The sequence below is a fragment of the Clostridioides sp. ES-S-0048-02 genome (assembly GCF_020658495.1).
Lineage (GTDB): Bacteria > Bacillota > Clostridia > Peptostreptococcales > Peptostreptococcaceae > Clostridioides.
Genome location: NZ_JACVWH010000004.1, coordinates 152,644 through 173,351, shown reverse-complemented (window position 1 = coordinate 173,351; position 20,708 = coordinate 152,644). Strand labels below are relative to the sequence as shown.

The 20,708-nt window shown below is 27.5% G+C and carries 15 protein-coding genes; 13 read left to right on the top strand and 2 right to left on the bottom strand.

The window, feature by feature from the left end; translation table 11 throughout:
* Window positions 1-64: 64 nt before the first annotated feature.
* The 8 genes from IC173_RS07595 (at window position 65) to IC173_RS07560 (ending at window position 10,898) form a co-directional block, all read left to right on the top strand.
* The gene (locus IC173_RS07595; protein ID WP_227432497.1) at window positions 65-982 is read left to right on the top strand and encodes a carbohydrate ABC transporter permease; all 918 of its coding nucleotides are present in this window, start codon (window positions 65-67) and stop codon (window positions 980-982) included.
* 15 nt (window positions 983-997) lie between these two features.
* The gene (locus IC173_RS07590) at window positions 998-1,807 is read left to right on the top strand and encodes a carbohydrate ABC transporter permease (protein WP_227824200.1); all 810 of its coding nucleotides are present in this window, start codon (window positions 998-1,000) and stop codon (window positions 1,805-1,807) included.
* Window positions 1,808-1,861: 54 nt separating this feature from the next.
* Window positions 1,862-3,610 carry a DUF4091 domain-containing protein gene (locus tag IC173_RS07585; RefSeq protein ID WP_227855375.1) on the top strand — a complete coding sequence of 583 codons (1,749 nt, stop codon included), beginning with the start codon at window positions 1,862-1,864 and terminating at the stop codon, window positions 3,608-3,610.
* A 262-nt stretch (window positions 3,611-3,872) separates the two neighbouring features.
* Complete coding sequence (locus IC173_RS07580; RefSeq protein ID WP_227432500.1) at window positions 3,873-4,844, top strand: glycoside hydrolase family 5 protein; 972 nt, start codon at window positions 3,873-3,875, stop codon at window positions 4,842-4,844.
* Window positions 4,845-4,848: 4 nt separating this feature from the next.
* Entirely contained in the window at window positions 4,849-7,152 is a 2,304-nt protein-coding gene (locus IC173_RS07575; RefSeq protein ID WP_227432501.1) for a glycosyltransferase, read from the top strand.
* Between the two features lie 10 nt (window positions 7,153-7,162).
* Window positions 7,163-8,239, top strand: coding sequence for a hypothetical protein (locus IC173_RS07570; RefSeq protein WP_227432502.1), 1,077 nt, complete (start codon window positions 7,163-7,165; stop codon window positions 8,237-8,239).
* A 16-nt stretch (window positions 8,240-8,255) separates the two neighbouring features.
* A complete protein-coding gene (locus tag IC173_RS07565; protein ID WP_227432503.1) occupies window positions 8,256-9,674 on the top strand; it encodes an MBOAT family O-acyltransferase in 1,419 nt (472 codons plus the stop codon).
* Between the two features lie 15 nt (window positions 9,675-9,689).
* A complete protein-coding gene (locus tag IC173_RS07560) occupies window positions 9,690-10,898 on the top strand; it encodes an alginate O-acetyltransferase AlgX-related protein (protein ID WP_227432504.1) in 1,209 nt (402 codons plus the stop codon).
* Between the two features lie 58 nt (window positions 10,899-10,956).
* Here the strand turns inward: IC173_RS07560 and IC173_RS07555 are convergent, their stop codons facing one another.
* Complete coding sequence (locus IC173_RS07555; protein WP_227432505.1) at window positions 10,957-12,345, bottom strand: cation:dicarboxylate symporter family transporter; 1,389 nt, start codon at window positions 12,343-12,345, stop codon at window positions 10,957-10,959.
* Window positions 12,346-12,683: 338 nt separating this feature from the next.
* Between IC173_RS07555 and IC173_RS07550 the strand changes: the two genes are divergently transcribed.
* Window positions 12,684-14,018 carry a CoA-disulfide reductase gene (locus IC173_RS07550; protein WP_227432506.1) on the top strand — a complete coding sequence of 445 codons (1,335 nt, stop codon included), beginning with the start codon at window positions 12,684-12,686 and terminating at the stop codon, window positions 14,016-14,018.
* A gap of 159 nt (window positions 14,019-14,177) precedes the next feature.
* Here IC173_RS07550 and IC173_RS07545 read toward each other — a convergent pair whose 3' ends face one another.
* On the bottom strand, window positions 14,178-15,095 hold the full coding sequence (locus tag IC173_RS07545; RefSeq protein ID WP_227432507.1) for a ribonuclease Z: 918 nt from the start codon (window positions 15,093-15,095) through the stop codon (window positions 14,178-14,180).
* 206 nt (window positions 15,096-15,301) lie between these two features.
* Between IC173_RS07545 and IC173_RS07540 the strand changes: the two genes are divergently transcribed.
* The 4 genes from IC173_RS07540 (at window position 15,302) to IC173_RS07525 (ending at window position 20,651) form a co-directional block, all read left to right on the top strand.
* Entirely contained in the window at window positions 15,302-16,186 is an 885-nt protein-coding gene (locus IC173_RS07540; RefSeq protein WP_227432508.1) for a DUF4846 domain-containing protein, read from the top strand.
* A 207-nt stretch (window positions 16,187-16,393) separates the two neighbouring features.
* The gene (locus IC173_RS07535) at window positions 16,394-18,301 is read left to right on the top strand and encodes a bifunctional metallophosphatase/5'-nucleotidase (RefSeq protein ID WP_227855374.1); all 1,908 of its coding nucleotides are present in this window, start codon (window positions 16,394-16,396) and stop codon (window positions 18,299-18,301) included.
* Window positions 18,302-18,639: 338 nt separating this feature from the next.
* The gene (locus IC173_RS07530; protein WP_227432510.1) at window positions 18,640-19,347 is read left to right on the top strand and encodes a response regulator transcription factor; all 708 of its coding nucleotides are present in this window, start codon (window positions 18,640-18,642) and stop codon (window positions 19,345-19,347) included.
* Entirely contained in the window at window positions 19,341-20,651 is a 1,311-nt protein-coding gene (locus IC173_RS07525) for a sensor histidine kinase (protein ID WP_227855373.1), read from the top strand. Before IC173_RS07530 ends, IC173_RS07525 begins: the two co-directional genes overlap by 7 nt.
* The last annotated feature ends 57 nt before the right edge of the window (window positions 20,652-20,708 follow it).

The following is a 20,708-nucleotide window of genomic DNA, read 5'->3' as shown; positions in this document are numbered from 1 at the left end:
ACAGATTAAAATTAGCATTGTATTTATAAGTACAATGCTAATATTTATATTGGAGAGGATAAAAATGAATAACTTAGTTAGAGAGTTTGAAGAAAATTCAACAAGAAAAAAATTAAAATTAAATATTAAACCATATATATACATATTACCATTGGGCATAATTTTAGTGGCATTTTATGTATTACCAATAATAATGTCAATATACTTTAGTTTTACAAAGTACAATATTATTAGTCCAGCAACATTTATAGGCTTAGAAAATTATAAAAAATTATTTACAGATGAGACATTAAAAGTATCTATTATAAATACGATTAAATTTGCTATTATAGTAGTACCTTGCCAGACTATTTTATCGTTGATTTTGGCAGTTTGGATTACAGGAAAAGGAAATAGTAAAATAGCTTCATTTGCTAAAGGCGCTATATTTATACCTGTATTGTCGTCTATGGTTTTGATTGGTATGGTATGGAGAGCTTTATTAAATGGAGAAGGTTCAATTATATATCAATTGTTAGGTGCTTTTGGAATAGAATCATCTAAACTTTTGGGAGATAGTAAAACAGCACTTCCTACGCTTATGTTTATATCTATGTGGAAAAATATAGGATATTTTATGGTAATTTATATTTCAGCTATAATGAATTTACCAAAACATTGTTATGAGGTAGCAAAGGTTGATGGAGCTACAAAACTTCAAGAATTTATGAAAATAACAGTTCCACTACTAAAGCCAACTACAATAATGGTTGTGTTTTTAGGAACAATATGGTCGTTACAAGTATTTGACTTGGTTTATACTGTGACAGGTGGAGGTCCAGGGATATCTACTATGAGTATAGTTATGCATGCATTTAACTTAAACTTTAAAAACTTCAATTCTGGATATGCAATGACTGTAGCAAATGTATTATTTTTGTTGATAGCAGTAGTTTCAATTTTACAAAATAAACTTGTAAAACGAGACAGTTCAGATTTTTAGAAAGGTAGGTATAATATGAAAACAACAAAGAGATTATTGAGTGATGGGTTGCTATTATTTATAGCATGTACAAGCTTAGTACCATTTATATACATGTTGATAATATCATTAAAGGTAACATATAATTCATACAATTTGGATATATCTTTTTCAACAGTAACACTTCAAAACTATATAGATATATTTACTAAAAAAGGATTTACGCAATATTTTTTAAACACAGCCATAGTATCTTTTTCAGGAGTACTGTTAAACTTAGTATTTAGTACATTAGCAGGGTATTCTTTTGCGAAGATGGATTTTAAAGGTAGTGATAAGTTATTTTTATTTATGATAATGACTTTAATTATACCATCTCAAGTTACAATGATACCACTTTATATAATAATGAAACACTTAGGATGGATAAATAGTTATTTGGCTCTTATTATGCCAATACCAACTGCATTTGGTGTATTTATAATGAGACAAGCTATTTTAGGAGTACCAAAAGAACTCTTAGAATCAGCAAAAATAGATGGTTGTTCAGACCTTAGAATTTTAGTACAAATAGTGTTACCTCTAATCAAACCAGCATTAATTACACTAGCTATATTTACTTTCATGGGAGCATGGAATGAGTTTATGTGGCCTCTTATAGCAACAACTAAAGATGCAATGAGGACATTAACAGTAGGGTTATCCACTCTTAAGACATTCCAGATAACAAATTATGGACAAATGATGGCAGGAGCAACAATAACATTTTTACCTCCATTTATTTTCTATTTAATTTTACAAAGTAAATTTGTTGAGGGTGTATCTTTATCTGGTATAAAAGGTTAAATAGTCTAATTTAAAAATACAAAATAAAACTATAGATGCGGAGGAAATCAAAACATGGAAATTTCATATATATTGAAAGATTGCACATTTAAACACAATAAATACTCAGTTATAGAAGCTGAAACTTGGGAACATAAGGATTTAAATATTGTAGTAGCTAAAGGTGAAAAATTTGCATTTCAAATTATGCTGAAAGCTACAGAAGAATTTAATTGCACAATTGATGGTAGTAGTGCTATATCATGGAAAGGCTTGGGAAATAGAGTAAGATTAGGTCTAAATGTGCCTGCTGGATTAGAAAATAATTTTAGTATAAATATATTAGGGTACGTTCAAGATGATACAAAAGCATTTGTAAATGATGCTATTTTGAGAGATAAAGATGTACTAGTGGAACAATATTTGCCTCAAACGTTTTGGATTGAAGGGCAAGTACCTGAGGATTTTTTAGGAAATAAGTTTAATATAAGTATTGATATATTCAAAAGTTTTGGTTATGAAGATGAAGAAAAAGTTTTTACAGTTGATGTGCCTATAGAAGTAAAAAATGTTGTGTTAAAGCCTTTGGACGAAAGTAAATTCTTTTTAGATTTATGGCAACATCCAAGTTGTCTAGCTAGAATGTATAAAGTTGAATTGTGGTCTGATATACATTTTGAGATAATAGATAATTATCTCAAAGAACTAGCATCTTTAGGAGAAAAAGTTGCAACAGTTATAGTTTCAGATTATCCATGGGCAGGTCAAAGTTGTTATAAAGTCTATAAAAATCCATCAAACTTATATGAATACAACATGGTAGGTGTCTCAAAAGATTTAGATGGAAATATCAAGTGTAATTTTGAAAGCATGGACAAGTATATAAGTATAGCTAGTAAGTACAAAATGGCTCAGGAGATAGATTTATTTGGTCTGTTAGGTAATTGGTGTGCTGGAGAGTTTGGAAACCCTATAGAGGGCTATAAAGACCCTATAAGAGTAAGATACTTTGATGAAAAAGACAAAGTGTTTAAATTCATAAATAATACAGATGATTTAAAAGAGTATATAGGATTAGTATTAAATCATTTAATAGAATGTGGTCTATGGGATAGCATCAGAATTATAGCCGATGAACCAAATAATCCAGAGGTTGTAAAAGAGTGTATCAAATTTATAAACTCTACTGTAAGTACTCATCAAGTTAAATATAAATCAGCAACTCATGACCAAAACTTTTTAGATAGAGCTAAAGATGAAGTTGATGACATGTCAATAAATTTAAAACTTACTATTCAAAATTATAAAGATATAGAAAATCTAAAGAAAAAAATGCATGATAAAGGTGGAATATTGACTTGGTTTGTTTGCTGTTTCCCAGAAAAACCAAATAGTTTTATAAGTTCTCCTTTTGTAGAAAATAGAATAATAGGGTGGTACACTTATTATTTTGGTCTTGATGGATTTTTAAGATGGGATTATAATTTATGGACAGAAGACCCTTGGAAAGACGCAAGTTACAAATTCCCTATTTGGAAAGCTGGAGATATGTTCTTTGTTTATCCTGGAAAAGATTTAAAGCCTGTTAGAAGTGTTAGAATGGAAAACTTAAGATTTGGCATACAAGATTTTGAGTTATTTACTATGTTAGAAAAAGAAAAGGGAAGAGAATATATAGAAGTTGAGCTTATGCAAACTCTATTAAATAAAAAAGAAAATGCTGAAATTAAAGGTTTCGGAAATATAGAGCTTGGATATTCACTAGATAATTTTGGATATGATAAGGTCAAAAAACAAGTTTTAGATTTGTTAGATAAGTTATAAAAAATATAAGGCATTATATCGAGAAATAATCAAAGTTATTTTAAGATATACTGCCTTATATTTTTTTAAAAGTATATTTAGAATAAAATTTATAAAGAAGCATAATTAGAGATAACATGATATAATTTAATTTGTTATAATAGGGTACTAATGATATTAAAGCTTCTATAAGATAGACTAAAACTAGTAAAGTAATATTATACAAAAAATAAGTTAGGGGGAGAGGAACATAAAAAGAATAGGTATTAGTATAGCAGCCTTTTTGAGTATAGCTTTTATTGGATTTTATTTTATAATAAGAGGAGATAGTGATAAAGTTACAATGCAACGAGGAATAAACATAGGTAATGCGTTAGAATCACCAAAAAATTTTCCTTGGGATGTTAAAATGTCAGATAAGTATTTTGATGATATAAAAATGGCAGGTTTTGATACAGTCCGTATACCAGTAAGATTTTCTGATTACACCTCAGATTCTAATGATTATAAAATTGATGAAGAATTCTTCAAAAAGATTGATGGGCATATAAAGTATGCTTTGGATAAAGAGTTAGTAGTTGTGTTAGATTTACATCACTTTGAAGACATTATGAAAGAACCACAAATTAATAAAGAGAAGTTTTTAAAAATATGGCAACAAATAGCTAATAGATATCAAAAATATGATAAAAAATTGGTTTTTGAATTATTAAATGAGCCTAAAGAAAGCCTATCTCCACAGTTACTAAATGAATACTTTAAAGAAGCTATAAATATAATTAGAAAAACTAATCCTAAAAGGACAATTATAGTGGGTCCATACAATTACTACCAAATTGATTATTTAAAGGGTTTAAATATTCCTAAAAACTCTAATATAGTAGTTTCATTTCACTATTATGAACCAAATGATTTTGCATTCCAAGGAAATATCTATCATAAAGGGTTTGAGAACTTAAGCAATATTACTTGGGAAGGAACAAATGAACAACTTGAGTATCTAAAGAAAAGATTTGATACAGTAGAGAAATGGGCTAATAAAAATAATGTAAAAGTTTTATTGGGAGAGTTTGGAATAACAAAAGAGGCACCAGAAGCTTCAAGAGTAGCTTGGATAAAAGCAGTAAGAGAAGAGGCTGAAAAACGAAATTTTTCATGGGCTTACTGGGAACTTGCCTCTGGATTTGGAATATATAATCAAGTTGAAGGTACTTGGGATGAAGAGATATTGAATGCACTAGTAGGAAAGAGGTGATTTGATGAAGAAAAATTCAAAAAAGGTACTTATAACCTTAACTATTATTACTAATATTATATATATATTGTGGAGAATTTTTTATACAATACCTAAAGAAGAAGGGATGTTTGCATTAATTTGTGCGATAATACTACTTTCAGTGGAGTTAATAGGGATGATGGAAATGTTTGTACATTATTATGGAATGTCTAATATTGAGTATCCTGAAAAGCCAATTATAAGTGAAGAACTTTATCCACCTGTGGATGTATTTATTGCAACATATAATGAGTCTGTTGACTTGGTAAGAAAAACAATAAATGGATGTCTTCATATGCAATATCCTGATAAGAAAAAGGTACATATATATATATGTGATGATGGTAATCGTGAAGAAATGCGTCTTCTGTCAGAAAAAATGGGTGTCAATTATATAACTCGAACAGAAAGAGAAGGAGCCAAAGCTGGAAACCTAAATAATGCAATGCAGCATACAAACTCTCCTTTGATTGCTACATTTGATGCAGATATGATACCAATGCATGATTTTTTAATTGATACAGTACCATACTTTTTAAAAAATGAACAGGCTAAAAAAGATGGAGAAAAAGAACAATACGAAAAGATTGGTTTTGTGCAAACACCACAAAGTTTCTATAATCCAGATTTATTCCAATTTAATTTACACTCTGAAGGTAGAATTCCAAATGAACAAGATTATTTTTATAGAGATATTCAATTAGCTAGAAATAAAACCAATTCTGTAATTTATGGTGGTAGTAATACAGTTATTTCAAGAGAAGCTTTAGATGAAGTTGGAGGATTTTATACTTTTTCTATCACAGAAGATTTTGCAACAGGGATTTTAATTCAAAGTAAAGGATATAGATGCTATGCTATTCCAGAAGTACATGCATCAGGATTATCTCCAATAGATTTAAAAAGCCTTATTAAACAACGTGAAAGATGGGCACGTGGATGCATACAGACAGGTAGACGATTGAATATTTTGTTTAGAAAAGGTTTAGGATTTTGGCAGAAAATAAGTTATATTTCTTCAATTACTTATTGGTATGCAAGTATAAAACGCTTTACTTATATAATGGCTCCCATTTTATTTTCAGTCTTTAATGTAATTGTTGTAAAATGCACATTACTTCAAGTATTGATATTTTGGTTACCTATGTATATTTTAAGTAGTTTATCCCTTAAAATATTTTCTCAAAATATAAGAAACACAAGATGGACTAATATATATGAAACTATAATGTTTCAGTCTTTAATGCCAGCAGTAATACTTGAAACATTTGCAATATCTAAGAATAAATTTTCAGTGACCAATAAGAGTAAAGCAGAAGAAAAAAGAATATATAAGGTTTTGCAAGGAGCACCATATTTTATATACATAGTGCTATCTATAATAGGAATCTTAAAGATGTTTATATCAATATTTAAAATGAATTCAATGACATACTCAGTCGTACTGTTTTGGTTAATTGGAAATCTTTTTAATCTTGTTATGGCCATGCTGTTTATATCAGGAAGACAACAATTAAGAAAATCTGAGCGTTATGTTGCTGAAATTGATTTTAAACTAAAGCAAAATTCGTACATTCTTTCTTCAAAAACAATTGATATATCAGAAAATGGATTTGCGTTTTTGTTGGAAAATCCAGAGTATATTTCTCCAGAAGAATTTGAGGTAGAGTTTAAAGAAAAATCAGGAAATGAAATATATATAGCCAGTATGAAGGCAAAGATAGTTAATGTTGTGGAAATAAACTCAAAGTGGAAGTATGCATGTTACATTACACACATTGAAGATAATCAATTTGATAATTGGATGTGTATTGTTCATGATAGGGTGCCGACTTTGCCAATGACAATATCTAATCAATTAGGTTTTTTTGATGACTTGCAAATTAATGTAAAAAAACGTATTGAAAAATCTAAAACTTTATCGAGAAGAAGTCCAAGAATTAATACAGATTTCCAAAGTGATATAGAAAATATAGGTAAGGTAAAACTGGTAAATTTTAATTATCAGTATGTATTACTAGGTTTTGAAAATAAAGATATTTATCCTCAAAAAATAGAAATAGAACTTAATGAAAATATTATACTTGAGTGTGATTTATGTGAAGGTAAAGCTGATATGAGGGGTGTTTTATACAAAGTAAATAATATTGATAGTATAATGCAAAATTTATTTTTAAGGGAGGAAATGATGGAGTGGATATTACAACATAAAACAATTATAATTTCAAAACCTAATGAAAAGAAAGACGAATGCACAGATGAGTTTGAGCCAATGAAATATATTTAGGAGAGATAAAATGAAAATTTTAAAAGTGTTTTTGTGTTATTTAAAATATTTTATTTTAGTGTTTATTTTTTTTATAAACAGTACTTTTACAAGTTCAGGAATAAGTAATAAAAATTTAGATTTATCTTTTAAAAAGGTGGAAAGTAATTTAAGTGCTAACATTATACATGAAAATACAAGTATAAAAATAGAGACAGATAGTTCTAAAAATAATAAAGAACGTTATCTATATATTTATAAAAATATAAAAGATGACTGGAATGTATTCCATAATTTTTATATTGAGATTCAAAATAAGAATAAAAGTCCTCAGCGAATTAATTTAAACATACAAAGTAAGGATACGCTTGACTTTAAGTTAAAAGAAGGTAGCGAAATATTTATTGAAAATCAAAATATAATATATTCAGATAAAATAAAAGATGGATGCATAGATATACCAGGTGAGTTTGAGGGAAAAATTTATGTGAATTTTAGCAGTTTTATAAATGATAAAAATAATGTCATGTTAGATTCAGATGTTCTATCAGATATTAACGGGTGGGGAATCACATTTATTCCATCTAGTGAAGAACATAATGTTATTAATATAAGAAAAGTATCTTTACTTTTAGAGGAGCAACTTGAATCCTTGCATAATATTAAAATAATTGGTGATGAAGAAGTACAAATACCTGTATTGGGTCAAAGTATAAGTCAATATAAAGTGTCAGGACTGGAACAGAGTTCAAAAATTAAGTACTCATTTGTAGAAAAACAAAACAATGTAAATATATCTCAGGAAGGTAAATTAACATTAAATAATGAAGTACAACCTGGAGAAATTATTTTAAAAGTTAATGTTGATGACAAGTTTAAAGTTGGAAAGAAGATAGTATTGACTCAGTCTTGGAGTATTAATCAAAAAGATAAAGATGGTGTTCCGTATACCTTAGTATCACCTAAACAATCACCAACCGTACAAAATATGAAAACAGTAAATGCTATGAATAATAGTGTAAATTTTATTCGCATTTTATTTATATCCTTATTAGCAATATGCTTAGGGATATACTTATATTGGAAAAAACACTTAAAAACTGAGTAAAGAGAGGAGGTATAGCATGTTATTTTCAAGTTTGATTTTTTTATTTTATTTTTTGCCAATAACTTTGGTATTATATTATTTATTTAGATTTAATCGGACAATCCAAAATATGATATTACTTATTGTTAGTTTATTTTTTTATGCCTGGGGAGAGCCGAAATTTGTTGTTATTATGATAGCTTCTATAATAATGAATTATATATTTGGTTTGATAGTAGACAGATATAGAAAAAGTAAAGTAAAAGTAAAGATTATTTTGATTTTGATGTGTATATATAATATAGGTGTTCTATTTATATTTAAATATCTAGCTTTTGCACTAAGAAATATTAGTTCGCTTATTAACACAGAACTTGCGATTCCAAGCATTGTTTTACCTATAGGTATTTCATTTTTTACCTTTCAAGGAATGTCTTATGTTATAGATGTTTATCGTGGACATGGAGAAGTTCAAAAGAATCCTTTTTATGTAGGATTATATATAGCTTTTTTCCCACAATTAATAGCAGGGCCTATAGTTAGATATGAAAGTGTTGCAGAACAAATTCATAACAGAAAAGAAACATGGAATAAATTTTCTATTGGAACATGTAGGTTTATAACTGGTTTAGGTAAAAAAATATTAATTTCTAATAATATGGCAATAGTAGCAGATTATATTTACACTATGAATAGTCAAGGTTCAATAGCTACATCGTTGGCTTGGCTTGGTTCAATAGCTTATACTTTACAAATATTTTTTGACTTTTCTGCGTATTCAGATATGGCCATAGGTTTAGGTCTTATGTTTGGTTTTAAATTTGAAGAAAACTTTAATTACCCATATATTTCAAAATCAATTTCTGAGTTTTGGAGAAGATGGCATATTTCTTTAGGAATGTGGTTTAAGAGTTATATATACTTTCCACTTGGTGGTTCTAGAGTTTTAAATAAAGACATTATGATTAGAAATATGTTTATAGTATGGTTATTTACTGGAATATGGCATGGTGCAGAATGGACATTTGTGATTTGGGGGATTTTGAATTTTGTTTTTTTAATTATAGAGAGATTTATAATGTTTGAAAAGATTGAAAATCATAATCTCATAAAACATATTTATACTTTACTAGTAGTAAACTTTGGATGGGTACTGTTTAGAGCTCCAAATTTAAATGAAGCATATAACTATTTTAAAGCTATGTTTGGTGCAAGTGGAGTTATGTGGAGTGACTATACATATATGTTCTTGAAAGAATATTTGATTTTCTTTATATTTGCATTTATTTTTAGTGTACCTATTGCAAAAAAAGTTAATAAATTTGTTGTTGAACAAGCTAAATACAGTACATTATTTAATTTATTTTATCCAATTTGTTCTATTTTATTGTTCTTTATTTCTGTGACATATTTAGTAACTGGAAGTTATAATCCATTTATTTACTTTAATTTTTAGCTGAGGAGGAAAAGTATGAATAGATTTTTTAAAGTAAGGCTAATAACTACAATTATATTCTTAGTTGTTTTATTCACCTTCTCTATCTCTAATATCTGTTATTCTGGAAAAGATATGATACAAGAAATAAAAAAATCAATTAATGATAAGAATAGTTTAAAGGATACTATATCGTCTATTGATAATACAGTAAATGACAAAGTGATATATAAAAATACTTTTATTGAAACTTATGGATATTTGCAAAAACTAATGGGTAAAAATGAATTTTCAAAGTTTAGTGTTGTGAAAGATACTTCTGGCAAAATGCATTACACATATTTTGCTAAATCTCCAAATCAAGTTGATGTATTGTCAGACAGAGTAAGTAAGTTCTCTAAGGAAATGGATAAACAAAATACTAAATTAGTTTATTTAATGACTCCAGATAAATATATAAAAGGAGTAACACAGTTTCCTAAAGGCATACCTTATTCCTATAGTAATGAGACAGCAGATAATTTTTTAAATGAACTAAAAAATGATAATGTTGACTATATAGATTTTAGAAAAAATATTTTAAAAAGTGGTATTTCAAAAGATGAGTTATTCTTTAAAACAGACCACCATTGGAAAGTAGAGACTTCTTTTTGGGCATTTGGAGAATTGATTGAACAGCTTAATAAAAAATATAACATGAAATTAGATGAAAATTATTATTATAGAGATAAAGAAAACTATAATTCGATTGTATATCCTAGGTCATTTCTTGGTTCTATGGGAAGGAAGACGGGAATTTTATATGGTGGAATAGATGATTTTACACTAATTTATCCTAAATTTAAGACGAATTATACATACTATACAGATTCTAAATCTCAAAAATTTGAATTAAAAGGAAGGTTTGAAGAGAGTTTGATATTATCATACCCTTTTAATGCTGACCTTAATTTAATGGATGGACAATCAGATAAATATTTTACATACTTATTGGGGAATCGTCCACTAGTTAAAATTAAAAATATAGAAAATCCAGAAGGATTAAAAGTGTTATTTGTTAAGGACTCATTAATTGTACCAACAGCAGCATTCTTTTCTTCTGTTTGTTCAACTATGGATATGATAGACCCTAGATACTATGATGGAGATATATTAGAATATGCAAAGTCTCAAGATTATGACTTTGTTTTTATATCTGTATATCCTCAAAACCTTACAAAAGAATTTTTTCCATTTTGTAAATAAAATAAAAAATAAATGGCTAACTTTGTACTATGTTAGCCATTTATTTTTATAATATTTTTTAAGAAATGTTTTTCTTATTGAATACTTCTTTATCAACTTTTCCAAGTGACTTACCTACAGTAATTGAAGATACCATAGCACCATTGACATTTATCATTGTACGTCCCATATCTAGTATAGGGTCTATTGCAAGTATTCCACCAACTAGTGGGAAATAAGAGCCAAGACCTACTCCAGAAATAACAACTGAAACAGCTATTGTAGCAGTTCCTGGAAGACCTGCTATTCCAAGTGAACTAATTGTTATAACAATTAACAGCATAACATAAAAACTAATATCCATATTTACTCCAGCCATATTAGCAAGAGTAACAGCCATTAAAGCAGGATATATGCCAGCACAACCATTCATACCCATGTTTGCACCTAAACTTGCTGTAAAGCTTGATACACCCTCATCAACTCCGTGATTTTGTACTAAACTTTCTATCGTAACAGGTAATGTTCCCAAACTAGAACGTGAAGTAAATGCTAGAAGTAGAGCTTCAGTTGAATTTTTTATATAAGTAATAGGATTTAGACCATTTAAAGTTATAAAAATTAAATGTATAACAAATAATATTGCAACTGATATATAAAGAGCTAATATAAAATATAAAACAGAAATTATTGAACTAATACCTTGTGAAGTTATTGTATTAGCAAGTAGTGCAACTACAGCATAAGGCATAAATTTGATAACAGTCATAGATACACTAACAATTATCTTGTAAGATGCTTCTATAAAATCTATAAATGGATTTATAGTTTCAAAATGTTTTTTACTTAATCTCTTTACTGAGGTACCTATAAATGTAGCAAATATTATTGTAGCTACAATATTTCCATTTGCCATAGCCATTACAGGATTTGATGGTAATAATCCTCTTAAAGTATCTACAAGAGAGTTTATTTCCTTAAGCTCTTGATTTCCACCTAAACTGGATAAATCAGCTCCTACTCCTAATCTCATCGTGTTTGCAACAACAATTCCAACAATTGCTGCTATAGCCGTAGTAATAAGGAGCATTCCTAAAGATTTAAATGTCAAAGTTCCAAGGTTATTATCTTTCATGTTAATAATTACTTTTATAATTGATAAGAAAACCAAAGGTATTACTAACATTTTTAATAAGTCCATAAATCCAGAACCAAATAAACTATACCATTTGCTTACTTCTTGTAACCAAGTAATTTGAGTTGTATCAGTAGGAAAACCAGCAAAAGCTTGAATAATAATTCCCAATATAAGACCAATTATTGTAGCATATATTGTTCTCAATGAAAATTTGATTTTTTTCTTTTCAAATTGTCTAACAATAAAAAATATACCTATAAGTAATAATATGAAAAAAATCGTTTTAAAATCTGTAATCATAAGAAATTGTGATAAGAATGAGTTTTCCAATATTTTTTCTCCTTTGTCTAAAAATAAATTTTTCTAAGCTTAAATGATATCAATATATTAAAAAAATGTCAATATTATATCACAATTTACCGAGATAGAATAAAATAATTTAATTTATCAAAATATGATTAAATAGATGAAAAGGGGGTATAATATATGTTTAAAGACTTTGAATTAGATTAATGGATGTAAGAACAACTTTTATAAAATTTGATTTCAAATAAAAAGATGTTAAAAAAATAACTAAAATTATCATGAAAATATATACATAGAATAGATATTAAATGAAAAGTTTAAACTAAGTAGAGAAATTAATTAGACGTCTAAGGAGAGATAAAATGAGAGTAATAATAATTGGTGGTGTTGCAGCTGGTATGAGTGCTGCAGCGAAATTAAAAAGAATTAAACCTGAATACGAGGTTGTAGTTTATGAAAAAACTGAAATAGTGTCTTTTGGAGCTTGTGGGTTGCCATATTTTGTAGGTGGTTTTTTTGATGATGCTAATGATTTATTGGCCAGAACACCTGAAAAACTTAGAGAATCGGGCATTGATTTAAATATATTTAGAGAGGTTGTTGCAGTTGATACTAAGTCTAAGAAAATAAAAATAAAAAATGTAAAAACAGATGAGATATACGAAGATTACTATGATAAATTGATGATAGCAACTGGGGCAAGAAGCATTCTGCCTCCTATAAAAAATATAGATTTAAAAAATGTTTCTACACTAAAAAGCCTATATGATGGAGAATATCTAAAAAAATTATTAAGTGGAAAAGAAATAAAAAAAGTAACAATAATAGGTGCTGGATTTATAGGATTAGAAGCAGTTGAAGCATGCAAAAAATTAGGTAAAGATGTACATGTAGTTCAATTGGAAGAGAGAGTATTACCACAAGTATTTGATAAGGAAATTACAGATGTCTTAGAGGATGAAATAAGAAATCACGATGTAAAATTGCATTTGGATGAGATAGTTGTAGAATTGTCTGGAAAAGATAAAGTGGAAAAAGTAATAACAAATAAAGGCACAATAGATACAGATGTTGTGATAATTGCTACTGGTGTAAAACCTAACACGGAATTTTTACAAAATACAAATATAAAAACATTAAAAAATGGAGCTATAGTAGTTGATGAATATGGCAGGACTTCTGTTGAAGATATATATTCTGCTGGTGATTGTGCAACTATAAAGAATATAGTGAGTAATGAAAATGCATATATACCTTTAGCAACTGGAGCAAATAAATTAGGTAGGATAGTAGGAGAAAACTTAGCAGGTAAAGAAGTTTCTTATCAAGGTTCTCTATCCTCAAGTTGTATAAAGGTTATGGATATGGAGGCTGCCTCAACTGGAATTACAGAGAAACAAGCTAGTGATTTGGGATTAAACTTCAAATCCAAATTTATTTCTGATTATAATCAAACTCACTATTATCCTGGAAGAAATAAAATATATGTAAAACTTATTTACGATGCAGAGACAAAAGTTATTTTAGGTGGACAAGTAGCTGGTTTTAAAGATGCTGTTCAAAGAACTAATGTGTTGGCAGCTGCTATCTTTGGAAAAATGACCACAAGTCAACTTGGGATGTTAGATTTATGTTATGCTCCACCATTTGCAAGAACCTGGGATGTATTAAATGTAGCTGGAAATGTATCTAAATAATTTTATCTAAATAACTATTAATAATTAAGTAACTATTAATAAATTAAATAACAGTAATAAATATTAAAGGAATGAGTTTACCCTAAAATAATTTTATCTAAGGTAAGTTCATTCCTAAATTTTTATTAAGTATAATTTTTACTAAAGCTGTAAAATTAATTATTCATCAAAATTTAAGTGTAAGCTAAGTCTATCTTCACCAATAATCGTATTTTCAAAAACATTAGTAGCATTTTCTAAGTACATGTTAGGCATATCTAATGATGGGCTAAAGTGTGTCAATAAAAGTTGCTTAACATTTCCTAGTTTTGCAAGGTTTGCAGCTTCTCTAAAAGTCATATGCTTATTTTTGACAGCTTTTGAAATATCTAAATCATCACCATACATAGCTTCACATATAAATAAATCGCTATCTTTTATAAAGTTAGGTATTGAGTCTATAGGTCTTGTATCTGTTGTAAGACTTACTTTAACTCCTTTTCTTGGTTCTCCTAAAACCATGTCTGGAGTGTATTTTTTTGAATTTAAAACTACACTTTGACCATCCTGAAGATTTTTCCATATTGTTTTAGGAACTTTATTTTGAGTTGCTTTATTTATATCAAATTTAGGATTTCGTTTAAAATTAAAACTGTATCCTATACACTCTATAGAGTGTTCTAAATGGATTGTTGAAATCTCTATGTTTTTCAAATACTCATTATCTAAAGAAAAACTACCTTGAGGATTTTCTATAATTTTTAAAGTATAGGGTATGTATTCTACTAAATTTCTCATAGAACGAATACAATCAATTATTCCAATAGGACCAACTATAGTTAAATCACTTGTACGACCGCTATTTCCAATCGTTGATAGAAGCCCTAAAAGTCCAAATATATGGTCACCATGTAAATGTGTTATACAAATCAAGTCTATATCTTTAAAGCCACATTTTTTCAACTTCATAGATACTTGAGTGCCTTCACCACAATCAATTAGTATTTTTCTGCCTTTATAATTCATGAATACAGAAGACAAAAATCTATGTGGCATGGGTACATTTCCACCACATCCAAGTAAAGTTAAATCTATCATTTTTTCCCCTTTCTAAAATTAACACAAATCTGTTGTTTGTTTTTATTATGATATCCTATTATAATTATTTTAACATTAAATACAACAATAAATGTGCATTTGAGTCAAGAAATATTAGTAAATAGAAATTTTGTATAATAGTATACAAGAACTCTATAAGTGTAACTTTGCATTTATTTTTGAAAAATTTATAGGAGGTAAATCTAATGAAACTGTCAAAGAAAATTACTATTTTATCATTGATGATGTTGACTTTAGTTGGATGCAGTAATGGGGAAAGTAAAAAAACAGTTGAAGGTTCTAACCATATTCAAAATTCTAAAAAAGAAGAGCAATCTATCGTAGTACATAAAGATGAAAATATATTAAAAGATAGGTATGAGCCACCAAAAGGATTTAAAAGGGTTGATGTAGAAAAAGGTAGCTTCGAAAGTTTTTTGAGGAATACTAAGTTGAAAAATTATGGTGAGAAAGTTAAGTATTACGATGGTAGAACTAAGGAATCAAAAGGTATCTATGATAGTGTATTCGATGTCAATATTGGTGATAGAGATTTGCATCAATGTGCAGATGCAATTATGCTTATGAGAGCAGAATACCTGTATCAGAATAAGAGATATGATGAAATAAGCTTTGACTTTGTGGATGGTTTTAAGGCTAAGTATTCAAAATGGGCAGAAGGATATAGGATTTCAGTAAAAGATAGTGGTTCAAGTTGGTATAAAGCAAGTGAATATTCAACATCATATGATAGTTTTAGAAAATTTATGGATATAGTATTTGCTTATTCAGGCACTTTATCACTTGAAAAAGAATTAAAACCTGTGCAACTTGATGATATGAAAATAGGGGATGTTTTTATAGTTGGAGGCAGTCCAGGACATGCAAGTATAATTATGGATATGGCAGAAAATGAAAAAACCGGAGAAAAGGTCTTTATGATAGCTCAAAGTTATATGCCTGCTCAACAAACTCAGCTTCTTATTAATCGTAAACAACCAAATTTAAGTCCTTGGTATAACTTGAATTTTGAGGGGGATTTAACAGTTCCTCAATGGACTTTTAAAAGAGACCAGCTAAAAAGGTTCTAAAAAATACATATAAAATAAATGAAAATATAAGTGTGAAAAAATGTAACTAGATTAAAACTTGTTGGATATGGACAAAATTAAATTGATAGATAAATATTAAAATCGAAATGATTAACTTCATATATTCTAATATTTATCTAAAAAGCTTTATCTTAAAATAAGAGTCTTATTTTAAAGCTGAAACTAATTTTAGGAGGATAACTTATATTGAAAATTAGAAGATATTTAATTTTAGTAATTATAATTCTAATTACAACAGGCCAGAGTTTTATTTCTTATGGACTAGAGAGTTTTGAAGAAAGTTATAAAAGTGTAGAACAATTAAATAACTTTAAGCACAAAATAGAAAACTCATCTAAAGAAATAACCATTTTTCACACTAATGACATACATGGAAGATATGCTGAAGGTGATGAATATATACAAATAGGTAATCTAGCTACATTAAAAAAGGAAACTCCAAATTCAATTTTAGTAGATGCAGGAGATTGCTTACATGGGTTACCAATAGTAAATATGAATAAAGGTGAAGATGCAATTAAATTAATTAAAAGTGTTGGATATGACTATATTACTCCAGGAAATCATGACTTCAATTATGGAAAGGATAGATTATTAGAGCTATCTAAAATTGCTAATTCAGGAGATAAAACTTTAAAATTTTTAGCATCAAATATATTTGAAGATGATAAGAACATATTTGACAGTAATGATATAAAAGAAATATATGGTATAAAAATAGGATTTTTTGGGCTTACAACCCAAGAAACAAAAAGTAAGACAGGCTCTAAAAATGTAGAAGGATTAGAGTTTAGAAATCCTATAGAAAGTGCAAAAGAGCAAGTAAATGAATTAAAAAGAAAAGGTGCTGATGTAATAGTTGCAATATCACATATTGGAACTAATAGTTTAAGTAAGCCAAATAGTATAGATATAGCAAATAAAGTTAATGGTATTGATTTAATTATTGATGGTCATAGCCACACTAAGTTTGAAAATGGTAAACAGGTTGGTGATACACTGATTGTAAGCACAGGGCAATATCTAGAACATATTGGTGAAGTAAAGTTAACATTGGATACTAATGATACAGAACATATAAAAATAGAAAATAAATCAGCAAGATTAATTGAAAAAGAAGAAGCATTAGAGTATAAGTTTGATTCTAACATAAGTGAAAAGATTGGTGAAATAAAGAAACAGCAGGAACAAGTTTTAGATAAAGTGATAGGAGTAACAAAAAATACTCTAGATGGCTCATATGAAAATGTAAGGACAAAAGAAACGAATCTAGGAAATTTAATAGGTGATATCTTATTAGATAAAACTAAAGCAGATATTTCGCTATTTAATGGGGGGAATATAAGAGATACAATTGAAAAAGGGGATATAACAATAGGAAGTATTGCAGATGTATTCCCTTTTAGCAATACTATAGTTACTAAAAAACTTACAGGAGAACAAATTAAAAGTGTTTTAGAACATGGAGTAAAACTGTATCCAGAAAAAAATTCAGCCTTTTTACAAGTGGGTGGAATCTCATACTATTTTGACCCAAAGCAGAAAGAAGGAGAAAAAATAACTGGTATTATGAAAGATGGAAAATCACTTGACATGAATAAAGAGTATACAGTTGCAACCAATGATTATATAGCACTAGGTGGAGATGAATTTCCTTGCTTATCAAAAGAACCAATGTTAGAAGATTTTGGAAGTTTAGAAAGCGCAGTAATTGAGTATATAGAGTATAAAAAAGAAATCTGCAAGAGTGTAGATGGAAGAATTAGCATTAAAACTAAGGAAGAATTGATAATTAAAAGTAATGAGAGTAACTTAGTATTAAATGGTGATGAAGATAATTTAAATGATAGTGAAGACAGTGCAAATAATGAGGATACTAAAAACTCAAATGAGAATAAACGTAAAAATTTAGATAAAATGAAAGCTAGAGAAAGTTCTAATATAAAAGCATCTAAAGCAGAAATTAAAGAAAAATCTCCTAAAACAGGCGATTTAGGTATCAAAGATAGTATGTTTATATTTGTAGCTTCGAGTGTTTTAATTTACTTATTAAATAATAATCAGATAAATTTAAAAAATAAAAAAGTAAAATGAAATTAGTAATAAAATCAATAATAAAATAGAATTAATAATTATTTATTGATAAATAGGTATTGATTATTATATAAAATACAAACCTAAGCAAAGGTAATTGGATGTTTAAATACTGGATTACCTTTGTTTTTTTATTTATGTATAGTAATATCGAATCAATAATTGTACCCTTGATTAAAAACAAATATATTATTAACTTATCATTGGTATGTTTATTTTATTATCTAAGTGTGTAAAATCTTCTTGATGATTAAAAAATATTTATAAATTGTCAAATAAAATGGCTTAGTTAGTATGATATAATTTAGCTAGTATACATAATAATGGAGGAGAAAAACATGAATAATATATTACTTTTAGAAGATGATAAATCTTTAAATAGAGGGATTAGCTTTAAATTAAAAAAAGAGGGATACAATGTTTTTAATACATTTAGTATAGAAGAGGCAAGAGGTATTTTTTTTAAAGAGGATATAAATTTAATTATTTCTGATATAGGTTTACCAGATGGAAGTGGGTTTGATTTTTGTGAGGAGATTAGAAAGAAAAGTGATGTTTATATAATAATGCTTACAGCACTTGATGAAGAAGTGGATATTGTTACAGGTTATGATTTAGGTGCAGATGATTATATTACAAAGCCATTTAGTTTGATGGTATTAATCTCAAAAGTAAATGCATTTATGAAAAGGGTAAATACAGTAAAAAATTACACTTTACTGGTTTGTGATGATTTGTTTTTTTATTATATAGAAAATAAACTGATTATAAAAAATGATGACAAGGAAGAAGAAATAATTTTAAGTAAAACAGAGACTAAACTATTAAGATATTTGATGGAAAATTCAATGCAAGCTTTGACCAAAGAACAACTATTAGAATCTTTATGGGATAGTAGTGGTAATTTTGTAGATGATAATACAGTTGCAGTAAATATAAGAAGACTTAGACAAAAAGTAGAAAAGAATCCTTCTGAACCTAAGTATATAAAAACAGTAAGAGGAGTTGGATATATATGGGGTGAAAGGAGTATAAAAAAATGTTAAAAGATATAAATACCAAAGAAAATTTTAGTATTAAAGAGGACTATATAATGAAAAAGGCTGTTATATATTCTATTTTATCCATGCTTGTGGTAACACTTGCATTTATATTTTTTGAATATAATAGACTATATGTTTTATATGAACATCAAATAAAAAATACTCAAAGTATGGCAGGTATGTTGATTGAAAAATATCCAGATGATGAGGTAGATATAGTAAAGTCTATTTATAATTTTGACTATAGTAATGCAGAGGTTGGAGAAAAAGCACTTGAAAAATTTGGATATGGGCTAGAAAATAAAATGTCAAATGATAAAAACTTTGGCATATATTTAAAATCTTTTTTTAAAGAATCAATTTTTGTTTTTTTAATAATGTTTATAGCCATTACAGGAATAATATATTATTTTATAAGATACATAAACAAAAGATTAAGCAAGATTTATTTTATAGTGGAGCAAATGGCACAAGAAAATTATTTAAAAGAAGGTAGCAAGTTAGATAATTCTGGTTATTTGGTAGAATATAATGAGTATTTTAAAGAGGGTACATTTAGTAAGATTAACAATTGCCTGTATGAGTTAAATAGAAGTTTAAAGATAAAATTTATTAAATTAGAAAAAGAAAAGGAAAGTGTAAAATCATTAGTAACAGACATTTCTCATCAATTAAAAACTCCCTTAGCATCATTAAAATTATATAATACATTACTTATAGAAGAAGACTTAGACGAAGATGAAGCACATGAGTTTTTATTAACTAATAAAAATTCTATAAATAAATTGGAAAATTTAATAAATTCTTTAGTTAACATATCAAGACTAGAGATTAGTATGATAAGCATAAAAAAAGAAGATAATGACATAAAAAGTACTATTTTAAATGCTATAGAAAGTATAACTCCTAAAGCGAGAATTAAAAATATAACATTAAAAATAAATGAATTTAATAGTAGAATTATACCTCACGATAAAAAATGGACTGAGGAAAGTATTTTTAATGTATTAGACAATGCTGTTAAGTATACAGAAAGAAATGGAGAAGTAAATATATCCATAGAAGAGACTGTAAACTATTTTAAAATCATAATAGAGGATAATGGTAGAGGAATTGCAAAAAATGAATTTAATAACATATTTAAACGTTTTTATAGAGGAACAGATGAAGAAATTGAATCTATAGAAGGTAGTGGTGTAGGATTGTATTTAAGTAGAAAAATTTTGGAAGAACAAGGTGGTAATATCATGGTATCTTCTAATCTAGGAAAAGGAAGTAAGTTTTCTTTGTTTCTTACAACTATGTAATGTTTACTGAAAGGAGAATGTAATCCTCTACATATATTATATAAGTATAAACAGCTC